Origin of the sequence: Psychrobacter sp. GP33, from assembly GCF_014119005.1 — a bacterium.
Classification (GTDB): Bacteria; Pseudomonadota; Gammaproteobacteria; order Pseudomonadales; family Moraxellaceae; genus Psychrobacter.
The window spans coordinates 52,728-71,968 of record NZ_JACGYX010000009.1; the positions used below are offsets into that span (position 1 = coordinate 52,728).

The window sequence follows — 19,241 nt, forward strand, 5'->3', positions numbered from 1 at the left end:
TTTATTTATACTAGCTTTTTCATTGCTCGATATCTGAATTACTTAAGCGGTTAAGACTCGGCGCGAAATGTCTTGATAGTCTTGTGGTGCCAAACGTGGACCGAACTGTTGAATCACTTGCGCGGATACTTCGCTGGCAAGTCGACCACATTCTGGCAAGCTATAGTGCTGCGATAGGGCGTATAAGAACGCGCCGGCATAGTTGTCGCCTGCACCATTGGTATCAATCACATCGCTAACGGCGGGCGTAGCAACCTCATGAATAATAATATCGTCATCTTCTTGTACTGGCTTTTGGGCGATAACAGCACCATTTGCGCCATCGGTTACCACCGCAATTTGGCAATGCTCAAGCAGGGCACGTGCTGATGCTTTTAATTGTTTTTTATCCGTGAACAGGCGTGCTTCTTCACTATTGCAAAAAATCACGGCGACTTTATTGCCAAGCATATTAAGTAAGCCGTCTTTAGCAAATTTTACTACCGCTGGATCAGCAAAGCTCACCGCGATTTTGGTACCATGAATGCCAGCTTGTTGGCGCAGCTGGGTCATTGCAGGTTGGATGCTCTCAGACATTGCCAAGTAGCCTTCTAAATACAACCACTCAGCACTCACTAAAGCATCGAAATTTACATTCTCAGCGGTGATATCGCTCGATGTGCCCAGATAGGTTTGCATGGTACGCTCGCCGTCTTCCGTTACTGCCACTACGCAAGAGCCAGTCACACCACCTGTATGGATTGATTTTTCTGAAGTCGCAACGCCAGCATTATGTAGATCTTGCAGATAAAAGGTGCCTTGTTTATCATCGCCTACACGGCACGCATAAAACGGCTTACCGCCCAAGCTTGCAAAGGTAAACATGGTATTGGCCGCTGAGCCACCGCCCGCTTGTTTGGTTGGTTTGATATTTGCCAATTGAAAATAAGCAAGTAGTTGCTGCTGCTCTTCAATCGCTGCCAGCGTCATATTTCCCTTGGTCAGTTCGGTCTCATCTAATGCCGCATCGCTCAACACATATTCGTGGTCAACCAACGCATTACCTATTGCCATTACATCGTACATTGCTTATTTCCCTCAGCTTAATATTAAGAAAAAAAATTAAGAACACAGTTAATCATAGTAAAAACTATCAGCGCTACTTATTAATGAGTTGCTTGTAGCTCAAGTAAGCGCTGATATAACGCATTTTTTTTCACACCAGTCATATCAGCGGCTAAAGCGGCTGCTTTTTTGACGGATAAATCCAACAATAAACGCTGTAATAATGCATCGTGTACGCTGATATCGTCATCATCTTGTGCGGTATGATTGCCAGCAACTACCACTACCATCTCACCACGCTGCTGATTGTCATCGGCTTTCACAAATTCAATCAATTCACCAAGGGTTAATTTCTGTACCGTCTCAAAGGTCTTGGTCAACTCACGGCAAAACGTCACGCTGCGCTCCGCGCCAAATATCGCTGCCATATCTTCTAAACTGGCAATAATGCGATGCGGTGCTTCATAAAATATCAGCGTTTCTGTGCGTGCCTGCAATGCCGTCAGTTGCTTTTGGCGACCATGGCTTTTTGCCGGTAAAAAGCCGATAAAGCTAAATCGGTCAGAGGGTAAGCCAGCAACCGATAACGCGGCAATCGCAGCAGAGACACCAGCAATCGGTGATACGGTGACGCCAGCGGCATGCGCAGCTTGTACCAATTGATACCCTGGATCACTCACTAATGGTGTTCCAGCATCGCTAATCAATGCAACCGAATGCCCTTGCTGAATCATCTCAATAATTTTTGGGGTTTGAATGGCGCTATTGTGCTCATGATATGCCCACAGCTTATTGTGACCTTTTTTATTATCCGTACCTTCAGTCGTACCGCCATCAGTATTTTTATTGGCAATGTTGTTATTATTACTAGAAGAATTATCAGTATTATTATCTTTAGCGGCTTTGGTATCAATGCCAAAATAAGACAGTAATTTGCCCGAGGTGCGTGTGTCTTCACAAGCGATAATAGCCACCTGTTTTAGCGTATCAATCGCGCGCGGCGTCATATCTTGCATATTACCAATAGGTGTGGCAACGATATATAGACAAGCTGGCATCGTAGTGGGGGTAGACATTAAAACCTCTTAGGAATAATAGTTATAAGAGCGCTGGTTGCGAAGCCAATAAACGCGCAAAGGGTATTAGTTTAGCATGTTGTGCTATGATAAATCTGAAATGCCAGTTGCATCAGGCATCATTTTTATTGACAATAAACACAGACGGAACTGCCATAACAAACCCTTAACACCCCTGTAGGTACAATCAGTTACAGTGCTAATATACATAAACCGTTGTCATAACTCATTGTCCATATAATTTAATCAACAAACCTTAACCACATTAGCACAAGAGTCAGTATCCAATGGCAGCAATGATGGTGTTAAATGCGCCAAAACAGCAACAAGGCAGTCAATTTGAACAGTATGCCTGTCAGTTTCTGCAGCAACACGGGCTGACGCTTATCTCTCGTAATTGGCAGCAGCCAAACATTGGCGAGCTCGATTTAGTCATGCTAGAGGTTGGGCAAGCGTGGTCGACGCTGGTGTTTATCGAAGTACGCCAGCGCGTGCGCTCAGGGTTTGGCGATGCTGCTTTAACGGTCACGCCTGCCAAACAACGCAAAATCATTAAAACAGCGCAATACTTTTTACAGCAGCACCCGCACTACGCAAATTATGACTGTCGATTTGACGTAATAGCCTATAATACTAAACGGCCAGATAACGCAAAAGTAGAGTATCAACCCGAATGGTTGCAAGGCGCGTTTATTACTTCTGCATGGTAAATGCTAAAAACAACATGTTTGTAGTCATTTTAACGAGAAGCTGCATCACTTCAACAATATGCCGTTACCAAATACCTAACCGCACAACATAAAATTTGAGTAAAGTAACCGCAATCATTGCCCCGACCTATTTAACACTGTCTTATGAGGTAAATAATGACAAGGATGCATTCATTCCCTTCTTTTTTCACCCCGCGCCGCGCTATGATAGGTGCCATTATCACCGCTTGCCTCATGAGTACCGGTTGTGCCACCAACTATTTGACCAATAGTACTGAGGGCACCTATGGTGTGCCTGCCACCGAGCGTACCATTCCACAGCGCCTGCTTGACCGGAGTATTGAGCATACTGCAAAAGTTAATATTTACGGTCTGCAAGAAGATTTGCAACAAAACAGTCGCATCAGTATTAATAGCTTTTATAGTGAAGTGCTTTTACTGGGTGAAGTACCGTCTGAAGACATCAAAACGCAAATTGAAAAGGTGGTCGGCTCAATGCCTGACGTAAGCCGCGTTTATAATGAGATGAAAGTTAGTGTCTCGAAAGGCTATAGTGCAACGGTTCATGACGGCTATATCACCTCAAAACTGCTGGCAAGAGTCACCGCTAATAATGGTATCAAATCGTCACAGATTAAAATTATTACTAATGATGGAGTCGTCTATGTAATGGGGCGAATGACACCTTCACAGCAAAGTTTACTCATTGATATGGCAAATAATACGGTTGGTATTACCGAATTGGTACTGTTGACCACTTTAATGAACGAACAGGGCACGCCCATCACTGAAGAAGATATCATGTCTGAAACCGGCGCACCTGCGTCATAGTGGCATCATAACGGAAATGGCTAAACGCATAGGTAATAAGGATATTTAATATGACCAGTCACTATATCAGGCAGCATAGTAGCGCGGCTCCTTTGGGTAAAAGTTTCGATAGTAGCAACGACGATAATAGTACTGCAAAATCGCGTGTACTTATCCGTTATAGTATGACTGGTGTATTAGTGGTAGGTGCTGTTTTAATGGCAACCCAGCAAGCACAAGCATCTTCTGTCTTGAGCGTATTAAATAGTGTGACCGTGACCGGCGGTGTTGGCGTCAGTAAAGATATCCTATATGGTGAAGCGCCGCTGCAAGATTTGGATATCTATTACCCTAAGCCGTTAGCGCAAGCCATGCAGCGTCAACAGACTATTGCTGCCAGCTACCCCATGGTAGTGTTTGTGCATGGCGGTTCGTGGGAAAGCGGTACTAAAGAAGATTACGCGTTCGTGGGTAAAAGTTTTGCACAAGCAGGTTATGTCACTGCTGTGATTAATTACCGCAAAGCGCCCGAGCACCTTTATCCTGATTATGTTAAGGACACGGCGCGTGCGATTGCGTGGAGTTATCATAATGCGGAAAGTTTTTATGCCAATCCGCAGCGTTTGGCAGTTGTCGGTCACTCGGCAGGCGCTTTTAATGTCGTTGCTGCAGTTGCCAATGAAGATTTTCTAGTGCCCTATGGATTAAAACCGAATGATATTCGCGCGGTGGTCGGTATTGCCGGTCCTTATAGTTATGACTTTCGTAACTTTAGCAGTGCAAGCGCATTTCCTGCAACTGCCACTCCAGATGAGGTGATGCCAGATAGGCAGATTAAAGGCACACAGCCGCCTTATTTATTACTAACTGCTGAAAAAGATCAGGTCGTTGCGGCGCAAAATACGATTAATATGACCCAAGCGTTAAGAGCGCATGGCGCGACAGTAGGCAATGGCGTGATTAAGGGTGCCAGTCATACTACCAGCATTGGTGCGATGGCGTCTCCACTGCGCTGGGTCAATGATGTGCGAGCGCAAGTGCTACAGTATTTGGCAACAGAACTACAATAAGTGCAGTTAATAAGCTCGAGTAGTAAATCCCGTGCTAAATAGGGTAGTAAATAACCGTATGACAGTACTGCTAGAGTTGCTAACTCTTGTTATAATGGCGTCCTATTCACCCCCATTCTATGGTAAAGACCACTTTTTACTAATAAAACAGGTATTCCTATGAGCATGAACGCTGACGATTTGATTGCATTTTTACAGCCACATTTTCCAGAGGCTTTCATTCAAGCTGCCAATCAAGGCAATAAATTTGATGTGCGCGTGGTTGATGCAAGCTTTGAGGGCAAGCGTTCTGTTCAACGCCAACAGGCTATTTATGCGCTTGTTAATGATAAAATTGCCAGCGGTGATATTCATGCGCTTAATATTCAAGCATTAACCCCAGCTGAATGGGATGTTCAATCAAAAGGCTAAGTAAGTCTTAATTTAAAGGCTTTTAAGGCTAAACTGTTTTATGCGGTTACTTAATAGTTATTTAAGAATTACGTTTAGCCAGTTCCACTTTCATTTTTTATACTTATTATTTTTCACACTTATTGTCAGGTTGTCACTTTTATGGATCAATTTTTAATCACTGGTAGCAGTCGTATTGCAGGGGAAGTTAATATTTCAGGCGCTAAAAATGCCGCGTTGCCGTTATTGGCGGCGATGATATTGGCAGAGACGCCGATGACTTTGCATAATGTACCGTCACTGCAAGATGTGCGCACCTTGATTGAATTGATCGGTGGCATGGGCATAGCAATTCAAAAGCAAGATGATACGGTAACCTGCGATACCAAAAACATCGACAATTTTTATGCGCCGTATGATTTGGTCAAAACCATGCGTGCCTCAATTTTGGTATTGGGTCCATTGCTGGCGCGTTTTGGTGAGGCAGAAGTGTCATTACCGGGCGGTTGTGCAATTGGCTCACGTCCTGTCGATCAACATTTAAAAGCATTTGAAGCGATGGGCGCAACCATTGTTGTTGAAAATGGTTATGTTAAAGCCCAAGCGCCAAAAGGTGGCAAACTGCTTGGCTGTCATTTCTCTTTTGACATGATTACTGTTGGCGGTACTGAAAACGTCATTATGGCAGCGACTCTTGCTAAAGGTACGACCGTATTAGGCAACTGTGCGCTTGAGCCAGAAGTGGTTGACTTGGCAAATATGTTGGTCGCTATGGGTGCAAAAATCAGCGGTATCGGTACGGCTACCATGACCATTGAAGGCGTTGAGCGTTTGCATGGCTGTGAGTATTCTGTCGTACCTGACCGTATCGAAACTGGCTCATATTTAGCGGGCGCATTGATGACACGCGGTGATGTATTAACCAAGAACACCAACGCTTTACTATTGTCTCCTGTGCTTGAGAAGTTCGAAGCGATGGGCGCTATCATCACCACAGGTGACGATTGGATTCGCGCGCAAATGAATGGTCGTCCGCTGCCTGTTGATATTCGTACTCAGCCGCATCCTGGTTTTCCTACGGATATGCAAGCGCAGCTAATGGCGGTTTGTTGTCTTGCCGATGGTACCAGCACTATTATTGAAAATATTTTTGAAAATCGCTATATGCACGTGCCAGAGCTGAATCGCTTGGGTGCCTCTATCCAAGTTGATGGACATACTGCTGTGGTAAAAGGCATTGAGTGCTTTACTGCGGCTCCTGTAATGGCAACAGATTTGCGTGCTTCAATGTCATTGGTGATGGCAGCGGCAGCAGCAGAAGGCGAGAGCTTAATTGATCGCATCTACCATATTGACCGTGGTTATGAACATGTTGAAGACAAACTGCGCGCACTTGGTGTAAATATTAAACGCATTAATACCAATGACTAGTTATTAAAGCCGTCCATTAAAAACCATATCAGCACTAGTAAATAGCAACAGACATCACAGAATCGCAACCGGACAAGATGCCCCTATGACTGAAGACAATAAGAAGACTGCGCAGCTCGAATCCTTGCCAGCCAATACATTATTAAATGAAGTAAATGATGCGTTTACTGGCTTAACGTTAGCCTTGTCAAAAGGGCGGATTTTAGAAGAGACCATGCCATTATTACGTGCCGCAGGGATTGAGTTGTTAGAGGATCCGGAAGCGTCGCGTAAGCTTATCTTTCCAACGTCAAACCCTAATGTACGGGTATTGATTTTGCGTGCCAGCGATGTACCTACCTATGTCGAGCACGGTGCCGCTGACTTTGGAGTAGCTGGCAAAGATGTATTGCTTGAGCATGGTGCTAATCACGTTTATGAATTATTAGATTTGCAAATTGCTCGCTGTAAGCTAATGACCGCTGGCGTTAAGGGCGCACCTTTACCCAATCGCCGTCTGCGCATTGCCACCAAATACGTCAATGTGGCGCGTGCTTATTTTGCCAGTCAAGGTCAGCAAGTTGATGTTATTAAGCTTTATGGTTCGATGGAGCTTGCGCCTTTAGTTGGCTTAGGCGACCTCATTGTCGACGTGGTTGATACCGGTAATACGCTGATTGCCAATGGTCTAGAGCCGCTTGAGCATATCTGTGATGTGTCGTCGCGTTTGATTGTCAATCAGGTCAGTTATAAGCGTAAGTTTGCGTTGCTTGAGCCTATTTTAGACAGTTTTAAGAACAGCATTGCTGCTACTGCTTAATAGCTAACTGATAGTGCTATCCGTGATATAAAAAGTATGTTATATAATATAAAACCAGTTTAGAGCGGCAATAGAAATAGGGCATGCTAAACTGGTTTTATTACGTCTGCTTATTCATTTATGCCTATTATTTTTATTTATATGCTAGTTCTTTTTTAGAAGTTAGCCTGGTTTTTTTGCGATATCATTATTAACTATTTTTATCATGAACCATTAGCATCACTATCATCGTTATTTATTTAGATAAAGCAGGACGCTTTATTGAAGTAGTGGTCTATTCATTACTTATCAATCATTTGTTTTTGGAGCCGTATCTCTCGCTCACTCATAGGATGAAGTCATGCGCCAGTTAAGTAGTCAAGATGCCGATTTTGAACAGCAATTAAGCGATTTATTAGCCTTTGAAACGGTTAATGATGCCCAATTATTAACCACGGTCGATGATATCATCGCACAAGTGCGCCACGGCGGAGACAGCGTGGTACTGGCATTGACACAGCAATTTGATCAGCATCCAGCCACTTCGATGGACGAGTTAGAGCTGACCCAAGAAGCACTTGCTGATGCCTTTGCTAATCTTGATGATGAAGTAAGAGAAGCATTAACCACTGCTGCCACGCGTGTGCAGACCTTCCATGAGCGCCAAGTACAAGAAACCTGGCAATATGAAGATGAGCTTGGTAATCGCTTGGGTCAAAAGGTTACGCCGCTTGACCGAGTGGGTATTTATGTACCGGGTGGGTTAGCATCTTATCCATCATCGGTACTAATGAATGCGATTCCTGCTAAAGTGGCTGGCGTGTCTGAGGTTATTATGGTCGTGCCTGCACCAAAAGGCGTGCTTAACCCTTTGGTCTTGGCAGCGGCGCATTTGGCAAAAGTGGATCGCGTCTTTACGATTGGCGGCGCACAAGCAGTAGCGGCATTGGCGTATGGTACAGATAGTATTCCGCAAGTGGATAAAATCACGGGTCCCGGCAATAAATATGTTGCTGCCGCTAAACGCGCTGTGTTCGGACAAGTGGGCATTGATATGATTGCCGGACCGTCTGAGGTGCTGGTTTATGCGGAAGGGCAGTTCGAGGATCGTGCTGATTGGCTGGCAATGGATTTATTGTCCCAAGCTGAGCACGACCGGATTGCGCAAGCTATTTTTGTGACAACCAGTAGTGAGCAATTAGCAGAAGTCGCAGTAGAGATTGAAAAAGCCTTAGCCGAATTACCAAAAGCAGATATTGCCCGTGATTCATTGCAAAATCGTGGCGCATTAATTTTGGTGAAAGACCGCGCTGAGGGTATGAGTGTGATCAATCGCGTTGCCCCTGAACATTTAGAATTGTCAGTTGATGACCCTGATGCGCTGCTTGCCGACATTCGCCACGCTGGAGCTATTTTTATGGGACGTCATACGCCTGAAGCCATTGGCGATTATTGTGCTGGACCCAATCACGTTTTGCCAACATCAGGTACCGCACGATTCTCATCGCCACTTGGCGTGTATGACTTTCAAAAGAAAACCTCGCTTATTTATTGCAGCAAAAGTGGCTGTCAGCCATTAGCAAGAACCGCAGATATCTTAGCGCAAAATGAAGACTTAGATGCGCACGCGCGCTCAGCACGCTATCGTTATCAATGATAACGGTTAAGTGTTTCAAATTTTTCTTATGTCGTTAATCATTCATATGACTTAGTCAATTAAGCTGAGCAAAATAATATAAGTAGGATAAGGTATGAGCGAGCAGAGTATTGATACCCGATTGTGGTCAGCCAAAGCCTGTAACCTGTCACCGTATGTGCCGGGTGAGCAGCCGCAGCACGATAATTTATGTAAGTTGAACACCAATGAAAATCCATTCCCACCGTCGCCAAAAGTAAGCGAGGCGATTCATGCGGCGTTAGCCCATCAAGCGGATGAGTTGCGCCTTTATCCTGCGCCTGAGTCTGATGATTTACGGCAAGCGTTGGCAGATTTGCATCAGTTAGAGTGCAATCAGGTGTTTGTTGGTAATGGCTCAGATGAAGTATTGGCGTTGGTATTCGCCAGTTTCTTCATGAAGCCGCTACCGCTATTGGCACCGGATATCAGCTATAGCTTTTATCCAGTATATGCGCAGACGTTTGGCGTGAACTTGCTTCCAGTAGCGCTTAAAGAAGATTTTAGTATTGACCCTGCTGACTATCAGCAGCAATGTGGCGGAATTATTATTGCCAACCCAAATGCACCCACAGGATTGCTATTGTCGCTTACTGATATTCGTCAGTTAGCACAGGCGCATCCTGATGCGGTCGTCGTGATTGATGAAGCGTATATAGATTTTGCCCGTGCCGATGAGGCGAGCATAGACAAAGAAGTTTCGGCGGTCAGTTTAATTAATGAATTTGATAATATATTAGTCACCCAAACCTTTTCAAAATCGCGCTCACTAGCGGGGCTGCGCGTTGGCATGGCGTTTGCTAATGCCTCGTTAATTGAAGCATTAACGCGGATGAAAAATAGCTTTAACAGCTATCCGTTGGATAAGTTGGCTCAAGTGGGGGCAACGGCAAGTGTATTAGACCGGCCGTATTTTGAGCATATTTGCCAGCAAGTGATAGATTTGCGTCAGGTATTAACGAGTGAATTAACTGCGCTTGGCTATCAAGTGCTACCATCGCATACGAATTTCATCTTTGCGCGTCCAAAGGATGGCAATGCTAGCACTGTTGCCAGTACTCTACGTGAACAAGGGATTATCGTTCGCCACTTTAAGCAGCCGCGTATCCAAGAATATTTACGCATTACTGTGGGTACAAGCGACCAAAACAAAAGATTGACAGATGCTTTAAAAGCGCTTTAAGTTAATAGATGAAAATTTTCTAACTTATCCTTGCGCCGTTAGTCATTTGACTGCGCAAGGACATTCAGCAAATTACCGACCTTATCAAGACATTCCTGATATTCCTCATTGCAGTCTGATGCAATAGTGATACCGCCGCCTGCCCATAAGCTGACTTGTGTTTCACCACTTTTTAATCTATTGGCTTGTAAAGTACGGATTAACACATTCCATTGACCGCTACCATCAAAATTCATATAGCCCATGGTGCCGCAATATGCGCCTCTCGGTGTGCTTTCTAATTCCGAGATAATCTCAACCGCTCGTTTTTTTGGTGTACCGGTTATAGAACCTGCTGGCAGACTGCCAAATAATACCGCTAATGGATGGGTATTTGGTTTGAGCTCAGCGGTGATAGTACTGACCATATGATGGACGTTGCTAAAGCTTTCAATCGCAAATAATTGCGGTACTTTAACGCTGCCAGTTTTGGCATATTTGCCCAAATCATTGCGCAATAAATCGACAATCATGACATTTTCAGCACGGTCTTTAGCACTGTCTATCAGTTGTTGCTTGAGAAATAAATCTTGTTTCGAATCGGTACTGCGTGGTCTAGTGCCTTTGATAGGCTTCGTGCGGATATGATGTGTGCCAGTTTGATTGTCTTTGATAAAGGTGAAAAACAGTTCAGGTGAGCAGCTTAATAATTCAAAATTTACAGTGTTTGCATGAGTAGGATTTATATGAGAATTTGAATATTGGTTTACGTTCGCATGTTCTGCCTGCGTCAAACCAATATAGCCTGCAAATGGCGCTTGAGTATTGCGATGTAGGGCAGGTAAATAATCAATCAAATTAGTTACTGCATTACCGTTATGTTTAAAGCTGTTCAAGCTACCTTGCCATACTTGGGTTAAATTAATCTGGTAACAGTCACCTTGCACCAAGTAGCGCTGCGTTTTAGCAAATGCACGTTGGTAATCGCTTTTTTGCCATTTGGGTGTTAATACAAGAGGTGCCAAAGAATTTCCAAATTCTTGAAAGTTATTCGTAACTGATAACTCATTGTCTAACGTATTTAAACATTCAACTACAGCTGTAATAGCTAAACTTTGAAGACTGTTCAGCTCAATGCTGGTATCTGTATCAGATACAACATGCAATTCCCAGCATTGCTCATTGCTCATTGCTGTAAGATAAATATCATAATGTCCAAGTATAGCAGTAGGTTGAGCAGCACAGTCAATGTCAGCATGTGGGCTGAGCGCTTTACTGGCAATATCATAACCAATAAAGCCGATCAAACCATGCTGATAGTTTGGTTTATTGTGCTGGTCTTGATCTATATGATTATTATCTAAAGAGTGATGATGCTCACTATAAGCAATAAGCTCCGCTTGCCAATCAGCATAACTCATGTCATGGCTGTTGGATGTTTGCGTATCGCGGCACGTTTTTATCACTTGATAATACGGATTATCATTAAAGCCAGCAGATTCAGTTGTACTCGGATAAGCTGCCCAGCTGATTTTTGGTAATAAGCCAATAACTGCACGCCCATTATTATTTAGCCATGCCAGCTGCCAGTTTGCCTGTTGATTATTGGTTAATAAATGTCGTTGCAAGTGAGGTAATAATTCTGCTGCCGACAGTTGACCAAAACGCCATCTACGGATGGCAGATGGCGTGGATAGAGAAGGATTTTTTTGAGTAAAGTCTGTCATTCGTTAGGCAACAAACTTTTTAATAATTAATGTGGCATTAGTACCGCCAAAGCCAAAGCTATTGCTCATCAAGGTATCAAGATTTACATCGCGCTTTTTAGTGACAATATCAAAACCTTCGGCAGCGGCATCTAATTGCTCAATATTAATACTTGGCGCAATAAAGCCTTCTTGTAACATCAGTAAGCAATAAATCAGCTCTTGCGCGCCAACTGCGCCTAAGCTATGACCAGTCATAGACTTGGTTGAGCTAATCGCAGGTACTTTACTGACATCGTCGCCAAACAATTTTGCAATAGCTTTTAGTTCAGTGATATCACCCAATGGCGTGCTCGTGCCGTGACTATTAATGTAATCAACCGTAGTTAAACCAGCTTGATCTAAGGCTTGTTGCATACAACGAACCGCGCCTTCACCGCTTGGGGCAACCATTTCTGCACCATCAGAGCTGGCACCATAGCCGACAAGCTCTGCCAGGATAGTAGCACCGCGCGCTTGGGCATGTTCTAAGCTTTCAAGAACCACCATTGCACCGCCACCTGCAATCACAAAGCCGTCCCGATCTTTATCATAAGCACGTGATGACTGCTTAGGCGTGTCATTATATTGAGTGCTCATCGCGCCCATGGCATCGAACATACAAGACTGTGTCCAATGTTCAGCTTCACTACCACCGGCTAATATCACATCTGCTTTGCCCAACTGGATTAATTCAGCGGCATGACCAATACAGTGGGTTGACGTAGCGCAAGCTGAAGAAATGGAGTAGGAGACGCCATGAATTTTAAAACCGGTTGCTAGTGCTGCTGACACCGAGCTGCTCATGGTTTTTGGTACTGCCATTGCGCCCACACCGCGTAGACCTTTTTCGCGCATCGCATCTACTCCTGCGACCACGCCTTCTGTTGATGCGCCACCTGAACCGGCTACTACACCAACGCGCGGATTATGGTTAATCACATCAAGCGACAATCCTGCCTGCTCGATTGCTGCTAAAGCGCTAACATACGCATACAGGCTGGCATCACTAAAAAACCGTTTAAGTTTACGATCAATACCAGAAGTATTGAGCGCAGCGTTATCGATGCTACCGCTAACTTGCGATTTAAAACCATGCTCAGCGTAAGACTCGTTAAAGGTAATTCCAGATTGCCCTTCTTTAAGCGCAGTGGTAACCGTGGCTAAATCATTTCCGATACAAGAGACTATTCCTGCTCCAGTGATGACGACTCGACGCATATGTGATTCCTTATAATGACTGTTCAATAATGGCTAATTAATAGTGACTGACTACTAACTAGTCACAATGATGGCTGCTAGTTGCAAACCAACGTATAAATGGCTTTTTAGAATTCCTATTGAGAACAGCATGCTACGCACAGGAATTCAAATACTCGTCTAAAAATATTCGAGCATATTCTCAAATCTATCTTAATTCACTATATGATAACGTATCAGTCATATAAAATCTTTGCCATTACTCTAAATTTGTGACTATTTATACAATAATGACACCATGTAATAAGAAAGGAAGGGATTTTTGAAATAGAGTCAAGATAAAGAATCAATTCTGGTCTAAAATTCGAATATGACACTTACATTCAACAAGTTTTTTGTCACCGAAATTATCGTTATAAATAATTAAAGATACTTTTAGATACAAAATTTGTGTGACCTATAACATTGTCGCCACTGACATCTATAAGCATGGTTGGCTACACTCATGACGGTCTAGAAATGCACACTATTTATTTGTAAGCCAACTCTTGTTTTAGGAATTGGTAGATTGAAGTCAAACATAGCTCAACTCATGATAGTCACATTCTTTAAAATTAATTATAAATAAGACAGTTGATATTGTGAATTAATTAGTATTGTTCCGTATCTTCTCTGCTTTAGCTGAACAATAATCTTATTTTAATTGAGGGCTGTTTTAGCAAAGATGTTTATTCTATCTAACATAATACTCACTAATGGCCATACATCTATTACATTAAGGAAATAATAATGACAAAACGGAACCTCTTAACCCAAAGTATTAGCACCATTGGACATCTCACACGCAACAATTTAGAACGTGTAGGTTCGCTCATTGATTCAGTCAATGCCAAGACCAGCAAACCACGTCAGTACCAAGCGGTCGATTTAGGGGATGACGACTATCAGCAGGACTTATTCCGTGAACAGACTGTTAAAGCGACTCAGCAATTACTGGGTACGCGGTTTTCTACTTACGGTAAATATGCTAAAAAAATCGTACCCAACAGTATGTTTCAGTCTGTACTAGACGGCGCATTTGTGAAAGTCGCCCAGCTTGCAGGTAGTTGGAGTCAGTTAGACTTACCTGCTGAGCATCGTTTTGCTGATATTAGTAACTTAGATGACGAGCAGCGTTATGCGCTTGCCACTGACATTTCCAATCAAAATCGAGCACTAGCAACCTTAGGCGGTATCACAGGGCTTGCTGGATTACCAGGTATGCTTGCTGATACGCTATGGTTATTATTGGTATCTTTGCGTACCGTTTATCAGTTAGCTGCCGTGTACGATCAGCCATTGGCCGGTAAAGACGGGGTTAAGATGGCATATGAGCTACTTGCTAATGCAGATTTGAGTAAGATGCAGGAGAAGCAAGCTTTACTTGCCGGTATTGGCGTTGGTAAAGGCTTATTAGATAGCGCCCAAAGCCGTGGTCTGCATAATGAGCTTAAAAATTTAGGCCTTAAAAACAATAATGTAAATTATTACGCAGAACAAGTTGATAACATCGCCAGTCAAGTGGGGATTGATCTTGACCAAATTAACTTGTCATGGATACGTCGATTATTACCGGTATCAGCGGTTATCGTTGGTATGCGCTATAACAGTCAGCTAATTGATGAAGTGATTGGTGTGGCTCAAGCAACGTTTGCCCCTCAGCCAAAAATGGCGAATCGTGCCATTACTGATGATACGGGAAGCGAAGTAGCGGTACAAAAAATTGTAGAGAAAACTGAAGACAACAATACAGAGAAGAGCAAAAAAGATAAGACCGATACCAGTAACGCTAAGGATTCTACTGCCGAAAAGCAATCAGCGAAGAAAGGCAATAAAGTATCTGCTGATAAGAAACCTGCTGATGAGGCGGTAAAGTCTGATGATGCTGAAATTACTGACGCTAAGAACAAAAAAAAAGCTAGCGCTACTGACTCTAAAGATAATCATACTACTAAAGATAATGATTCTAAAAAAACAAGTGATAAGTCAGAGTCTGAACAGAAAACTGAAGTTAAGAAATAGGCTAGGGCGATAAAGAGGCTGTGTTGTTATCAGCCCCTTTATCCTCATTTATTTATTAAAGTCTGTTGCAAGGTACAATATGGCCTTGATACATAAGCGAATAACACTATCTAATAGCCGTCAACTTACTATATCAAAGCACATTTGAGAATATTTGTAAAGTAGGTAACGTTATAAGTGGTTGAAATAGCAGCAACATATCTTTATAATACATTGTCCTAAAAATGGGTTCCTCAAAACCTGACGGATAACGTCAGATCATTGGTGGATTGACCCATTTTTTTGTTTTATACCAAACGGGAGAAGGATGCCTTATGGCAACAACTAACCAATTGATTCGTAAGGGTCGCAAAACCATCAAGGAAAAGTCAAAAGTTCCTGCGTTGCAAGCGTGCCCACAACGTCGCGGTGTATGTACTCGTGTATATACTACTACCCCTAAAAAACCTAACTCAGCCATGCGTAAAGTATGTCGTGTACGTTTGACTTCAGGCTATGAAGTATCAAGCTACATTGGCGGCGAAGGTCATAACCTACAAGAGCACAGTGTTGTTCTAATCCGTGGTGGTCGTGTAAAAGATCTACCAGGTGTACGTTATCACACCGTTCGTGGCGCACTTGACTGTGCAGGCGTAAAAGACCGTAAGCAAGGTCGTTCTAAATATGGTGCGAAGAAACCTAAAGCATAATATTAGCAATAATATTAATTTAGTATTGATTCGTACGCCCCATTAACTGTGCATGGGTTCGATGTTAAAGCTTTGACACTCTTATTCATAAGTGTGCCGCTATAACATACCACCATGCAGTAAGGCTGACTGACAACTTGCTCCTACGCCCACAATATCACGGTATTTATATATCTGTATTGGCTGGTGTGAGATTGTGAATGTCAGACACTCCTGAAGATAAGGATTATTATTATGCCAAGACGTCGCATTGTTGCTACCCGTGAGATCTTACCGGATCCTAAGTTTGGTAGCCAAACCATCGCTAAATTCATCAATCACGTGATGAGCCATGGTAAAAAATCTACTGCTGAGCGTATCGTTTATGGTGCACTGGAAACAGTTGCTCAAAAGCGTAACATCGAAGATCCAGTATCTTTCTTTGAAGACGTATTAGAAAACGTTCGCCCAATGGTTGAAGTAAAAGCTCGCCGTGTTGGTGGTGCAACCTACCAAGTACCAATGGAAGTACGCCCCTCCCGTCGTACCGCATTGGCTATGCGTTGGTTGGCTGAAGCTGCTGCTAAGCGTTCTGAAAAATCTATGGCTCTACGTCTTGCTGGCGAATTGTCTGATGCCTCAGAAGGTAAAGGCAATGCTATGAAGAAGCGTGACGAAGTTCACCGTATGGCAGATGCAAATAAAGCATTCTCTCATTACCGCTTCTAAGCTTGCTTAACGCTTTATGTGCTGATAAATCAGACGCAATAATTTGCGGTACTGGTTTATCAGCGCAAATCGTTAATATATACCACTATTTTTTTCTACTGATAACCGCCACCACTTATCTAGCTGTTATAAAACTTATGTACTATGTACTACATTTTAAATAGCGACGCTGGCGGATATCTATCATAAAATTGTTCTGAAAAAAAGTGTCCCCGATTTATTGCTACTATATTCTTGACAGCCACTTTTTTTAAACCGTATTAGGTTTATTAATAAGGCCACCACAAAAGCGTAAGCTTTTATAAAGAATGTAAGGTTAAGGTGGAGACACACCATACATTTATACATACATGACTTCCCTTAGGAAAACACTATGGCTCGTACAACTCCCCTAAAGCGCTATCGCAATATTGGTATCTCAGCGCACATTGATGCTGGTAAGACGACCACTACTGAACGTGTTTTGTTCTATACCGGTGTCAGTCACAAACTTGGTGAAACGCATGATGGTGCGGCTACCATGGACTGGATGGAGCAAGAACAAGAGCGCGGTATTACTATCACTTCAGCGGCGACGACTTGTTTTTGGTCAGGTATGGCTAAGCAGTTCCCTGAACATCGTATTAATATCATTGACACCCCAGGTCACGTTGACTTCACGATTGAAGTTGAACGTTCCATGCGTGTTCTTGATGGCGCATGCATGGTTTACTGTGCAGTAGGCGGCGTACAGCCACAGTCTGAAACCGTATGGCGTCAGGCAAACAAATATAAAGTACCACGTCTTGCTTTCATTAACAAAATGGACCGCGTTGGTGCCGACTTTTTCCGTGTTGTTGAACAAATCAAGACACGTCTAGGTGGTAAGCCAGTACCTTTAGTAATTCCAATTGGTAAAGAAGACAACTTTGAAGGCGTTGTTGATCTTGTTACTATGAAAGCCATTTATTGGGATGAAGCGTCTCAAGGCATGGAATATGAAGAACGTGAAATCCCAGCTGAATTACAAGAACAAGCGGAAGAGTATCGCGAATATCTTGTAGAAAACGCTGCTGAAGCAACTGAAGAGTTGATGGAAGAATACTTAGAAAACGGTGAATTGACTGTAGACCAGATTCATAGTGCTATTCGTCAATTGACCATCAATAACGAAATCATTCCATTACTTTGTGGTACAGCCTTTAAAAACAAAGGCGTTCAAAAAATGTTGGATGCGGTTATTCAGTACCTTCCAGCACCAATGGACGTACCTGCTATTAAAGGTGTTCTTGACGACAAAGACGAAACTGAAGGCTTCCGTGAAGCATCAGATGACGCACCTTTTGCAGCTCTAGCATTCAAAATCATGAATGACAAGTTCGTAGGTAACTTAACCTTCGTCCGTGTATATTCAGGTGTAATGAAGCAAGGCGGCAGCGTTTATAATCCAGTTAAAATGAAACGTGAGCGTGTTGGCCGTATCGTACAGATGATGGCGAATGCTCAAGAAGAATTGTCTGAAATTCGTTCAGGTGACATCGCTGCTTTAGTTGGCATGAAAGATGTGACCACTGGTGATACGCTATGTGATGAAAATAACGTTATCACCCTTGAGCGTATGGAGTTCCCAGATCCAGTTATCAGCCTAGCAGTTGAACCTAAGACCAAAGCTGACCAAGAAAGAATGTCAATTGCTCTAGGTCGTTTGGCGAAAGAAGATCCATCGTTCCGTGTACACACTGACGAAGAATCTGGTCAGACTATCATCAGTGGTATGGGTGAGCTACATTTAGAAATTCTTGTTGACCGTATGAAGCGCGAATTCAACGTTGAAGCCAACATTGGTGCGCCGCAGGTTGCTTATCGTGAAACGATTCGTGACACTGTTGAACAAGAAGGCAAATTCGTACGTCAAACCGGTGGTCGTGGTAAATTTGGTCACGTTTGGTTACGTCTTGAGCCTATGGATCCAGCAGGCGAAGTTCTGTACGAGTTTAAAGAAGAAGTTGTTGGTGGTACCGTACCAAAAGAATTCCACGGTGCCGTTGATAAAGGTATTCAAGAGCGCATGAAAAATGGCGTACTTGCTGGTTATCCAATCGTTGGTGTTAAAGCGACCTTGTATGACGGCTCTTACCATGATGTTGACTCGGATGAGTTATCATTTAAAATGGCAGGTTCTATTGCTTTCCGTAAAGGCTTCATGGCTGCTAACCCAACGCTACTTGAGCCAGTAATGAAAGTAGAAGTTGAAACACCTGAAGACTACATGGGCGATATCATGGGCGATCTTAACCGTCGTCGTGGTTTGGTTCAAGGTATGGAAGACTTACCTGGTGGTACTAAGCAAATCCGTGCCGAAGTACCATTAGCGGAAATGTTTGGCTATGCCACACAAATGCGTTCAATGTCGCAGGGTCGTGCAACCTATTCAATGGAATTCCAAAAGTACGCTGAAATTCCAAAATCAGTTGCCGCTGACATCATCGCTAAGTTCAACTCTAAAGATGGCGACGAATAAAGAATAGCTGATTAATTATGACAATATAGAGTACATCTTTCTATTGTCATCTGAAAAATACTGCAATAATTGTTAAAAGACTTGTTATTGTTAGTTATTTTCTTATAATATCTGCACACTGCATGTGCAATTTTTTCACAACTATCTAAATGTAGACAGTATTAGCCTATTTATTATTAGGTACTGTCTCCA

16 protein-coding genes are annotated in these 19,241 nt (G+C 43.1%); 12 read left to right on the forward strand and 4 right to left on the reverse strand.

What is annotated here, in order from left to right; translation table 11 throughout:
* Positions 1-42: 42 nt before the first annotated feature.
* Both H2245_RS10990 and rsmI read right to left on the reverse strand, forming a co-directional pair.
* Positions 43-1,065, reverse strand: coding sequence for an adenosine kinase (locus H2245_RS10990; RefSeq protein ID WP_182407430.1), 1,023 nt, complete (start codon positions 1,063-1,065; stop codon positions 43-45).
* An 80-nt stretch (positions 1,066-1,145) separates the two neighbouring features.
* On the reverse strand, positions 1,146-2,120 hold the full coding sequence (gene rsmI, locus H2245_RS10995; protein ID WP_182407431.1) for a 16S rRNA (cytidine(1402)-2'-O)-methyltransferase: 975 nt from the start codon (positions 2,118-2,120) through the stop codon (positions 1,146-1,148).
* A 287-nt stretch (positions 2,121-2,407) separates the two neighbouring features.
* Between rsmI and H2245_RS11000 the strand changes: the two genes are divergently transcribed.
* The 8 genes from H2245_RS11000 to hisC all read left to right on the forward strand — a co-directional run bounded on the left by H2245_RS11000 (position 2,408) and on the right by hisC (position 10,167).
* A complete protein-coding gene (locus H2245_RS11000) occupies positions 2,408-2,830 on the forward strand; it encodes a YraN family protein (RefSeq protein ID WP_259365195.1) in 423 nt (140 codons plus the stop codon).
* Positions 2,831-2,986: 156 nt separating this feature from the next.
* A complete protein-coding gene (locus H2245_RS11005) occupies positions 2,987-3,661 on the forward strand; it encodes a BON domain-containing protein (protein WP_182407432.1) in 675 nt (224 codons plus the stop codon).
* Positions 3,662-3,711: 50 nt separating this feature from the next.
* Positions 3,712-4,710, forward strand: coding sequence for an alpha/beta hydrolase (locus tag H2245_RS11010; RefSeq protein ID WP_259365196.1), 999 nt, complete (start codon positions 3,712-3,714; stop codon positions 4,708-4,710).
* Between the two features lie 159 nt (positions 4,711-4,869).
* Complete coding sequence (locus H2245_RS11015; protein WP_310734139.1) at positions 4,870-5,121, forward strand: BolA/IbaG family iron-sulfur metabolism protein; 252 nt, start codon at positions 4,870-4,872, stop codon at positions 5,119-5,121.
* A gap of 141 nt (positions 5,122-5,262) precedes the next feature.
* Positions 5,263-6,531, forward strand: a complete 1,269-nt coding sequence (murA, locus tag H2245_RS11020) for a UDP-N-acetylglucosamine 1-carboxyvinyltransferase (protein WP_182407433.1) — start codon at positions 5,263-5,265, stop codon at positions 6,529-6,531.
* Positions 6,532-6,616: 85 nt separating this feature from the next.
* Entirely contained in the window at positions 6,617-7,330 is a 714-nt protein-coding gene (gene hisG, locus H2245_RS11025) for an ATP phosphoribosyltransferase (protein ID WP_182407434.1), read from the forward strand.
* A gap of 340 nt (positions 7,331-7,670) precedes the next feature.
* Positions 7,671-8,966, forward strand: coding sequence for a histidinol dehydrogenase (gene hisD, locus H2245_RS11030; protein ID WP_182407435.1), 1,296 nt, complete (start codon positions 7,671-7,673; stop codon positions 8,964-8,966).
* Between the two features lie 94 nt (positions 8,967-9,060).
* A complete protein-coding gene (gene hisC, locus H2245_RS11035) occupies positions 9,061-10,167 on the forward strand; it encodes a histidinol-phosphate transaminase (RefSeq protein ID WP_182407436.1) in 1,107 nt (368 codons plus the stop codon).
* 38 nt (positions 10,168-10,205) lie between these two features.
* Here the strand turns inward: hisC and H2245_RS11040 are convergent, their stop codons facing one another.
* Both H2245_RS11040 and H2245_RS11045 read right to left on the reverse strand, forming a co-directional pair.
* Positions 10,206-11,873, reverse strand: a complete 1,668-nt coding sequence (locus H2245_RS11040) for an anthranilate synthase component I family protein (protein WP_182407437.1) — start codon at positions 11,871-11,873, stop codon at positions 10,206-10,208.
* A gap of 3 nt (positions 11,874-11,876) precedes the next feature.
* Entirely contained in the window at positions 11,877-13,112 is a 1,236-nt protein-coding gene (locus tag H2245_RS11045; RefSeq protein ID WP_182407438.1) for a beta-ketoacyl-ACP synthase II, read from the reverse strand.
* A gap of 768 nt (positions 13,113-13,880) precedes the next feature.
* Here H2245_RS11045 and H2245_RS11050 point away from each other — a divergent pair.
* The 4 genes from H2245_RS11050 to fusA all read left to right on the forward strand — a co-directional run bounded on the left by H2245_RS11050 (position 13,881) and on the right by fusA (position 19,049).
* Positions 13,881-15,152, forward strand: a complete 1,272-nt coding sequence (locus tag H2245_RS11050) for an EcsC family protein (protein WP_182407439.1) — start codon at positions 13,881-13,883, stop codon at positions 15,150-15,152.
* Between the two features lie 314 nt (positions 15,153-15,466).
* Positions 15,467-15,841, forward strand: coding sequence for a 30S ribosomal protein S12 (gene rpsL / locus H2245_RS11055; protein ID WP_025646352.1), 375 nt, complete (start codon positions 15,467-15,469; stop codon positions 15,839-15,841).
* Between the two features lie 234 nt (positions 15,842-16,075).
* Positions 16,076-16,549: a 30S ribosomal protein S7 gene (rpsG, locus tag H2245_RS11060; RefSeq protein WP_182407440.1), complete on the forward strand. Its 474-nt coding sequence runs from the start codon at positions 16,076-16,078 to the stop codon at positions 16,547-16,549.
* Between the two features lie 373 nt (positions 16,550-16,922).
* Complete coding sequence (fusA, locus tag H2245_RS11065; RefSeq protein ID WP_182407441.1) at positions 16,923-19,049, forward strand: elongation factor G; 2,127 nt, start codon at positions 16,923-16,925, stop codon at positions 19,047-19,049.
* Positions 19,050-19,241: the final 192 nt, after the last annotated feature.

What these genes read in the sequence shown, in the direction of transcription:
- hisG (WP_182407434.1), top strand. Translation starts at nt 6,617, where the DNA reads ATGACTGAAGACAATAAGAAGACTGCGCAGCTCGAATCCTTGCCAGCC.
- fusA (WP_182407441.1), top strand. Translation starts at nt 16,923, where the DNA reads ATGGCTCGTACAACTCCCCTAAAGCGCTATCGCAATATTGGTATCTCA.
- H2245_RS11015 (WP_310734139.1), top strand. Translation starts at nt 4,870, where the DNA reads ATGAGCATGAACGCTGACGATTTGATTGCATTTTTACAGCCACATTTT.
- H2245_RS10990 (WP_182407430.1), bottom strand. Translation starts at nt 1,065, where the DNA reads ATGTACGATGTAATGGCAATAGGTAATGCGTTGGTTGACCACGAATAT.
- hisD (WP_182407435.1), top strand. Translation starts at nt 7,671, where the DNA reads ATGCGCCAGTTAAGTAGTCAAGATGCCGATTTTGAACAGCAATTAAGC.
- rpsG (WP_182407440.1), top strand. Translation starts at nt 16,076, where the DNA reads ATGCCAAGACGTCGCATTGTTGCTACCCGTGAGATCTTACCGGATCCT.
- rsmI (WP_182407431.1), bottom strand. Translation starts at nt 2,120, where the DNA reads ATGTCTACCCCCACTACGATGCCAGCTTGTCTATATATCGTTGCCACA.
- rpsL (WP_025646352.1), top strand. Translation starts at nt 15,467, where the DNA reads ATGGCAACAACTAACCAATTGATTCGTAAGGGTCGCAAAACCATCAAG.
- H2245_RS11010 (WP_259365196.1), top strand. Translation starts at nt 3,712, where the DNA reads ATGACCAGTCACTATATCAGGCAGCATAGTAGCGCGGCTCCTTTGGGT.
- murA (WP_182407433.1), top strand. Translation starts at nt 5,263, where the DNA reads ATGGATCAATTTTTAATCACTGGTAGCAGTCGTATTGCAGGGGAAGTT.
- H2245_RS11005 (WP_182407432.1), top strand. Translation starts at nt 2,987, where the DNA reads ATGACAAGGATGCATTCATTCCCTTCTTTTTTCACCCCGCGCCGCGCT.
- H2245_RS11050 (WP_182407439.1), top strand. Translation starts at nt 13,881, where the DNA reads ATGACAAAACGGAACCTCTTAACCCAAAGTATTAGCACCATTGGACAT.
- H2245_RS11000 (WP_259365195.1), top strand. Translation starts at nt 2,408, where the DNA reads ATGGCAGCAATGATGGTGTTAAATGCGCCAAAACAGCAACAAGGCAGT.
- hisC (WP_182407436.1), top strand. Translation starts at nt 9,061, where the DNA reads ATGAGCGAGCAGAGTATTGATACCCGATTGTGGTCAGCCAAAGCCTGT.
- H2245_RS11040 (WP_182407437.1), bottom strand. Translation starts at nt 11,873, where the DNA reads ATGACAGACTTTACTCAAAAAAATCCTTCTCTATCCACGCCATCTGCC.
- H2245_RS11045 (WP_182407438.1), bottom strand. Translation starts at nt 13,112, where the DNA reads ATGCGTCGAGTCGTCATCACTGGAGCAGGAATAGTCTCTTGTATCGGA.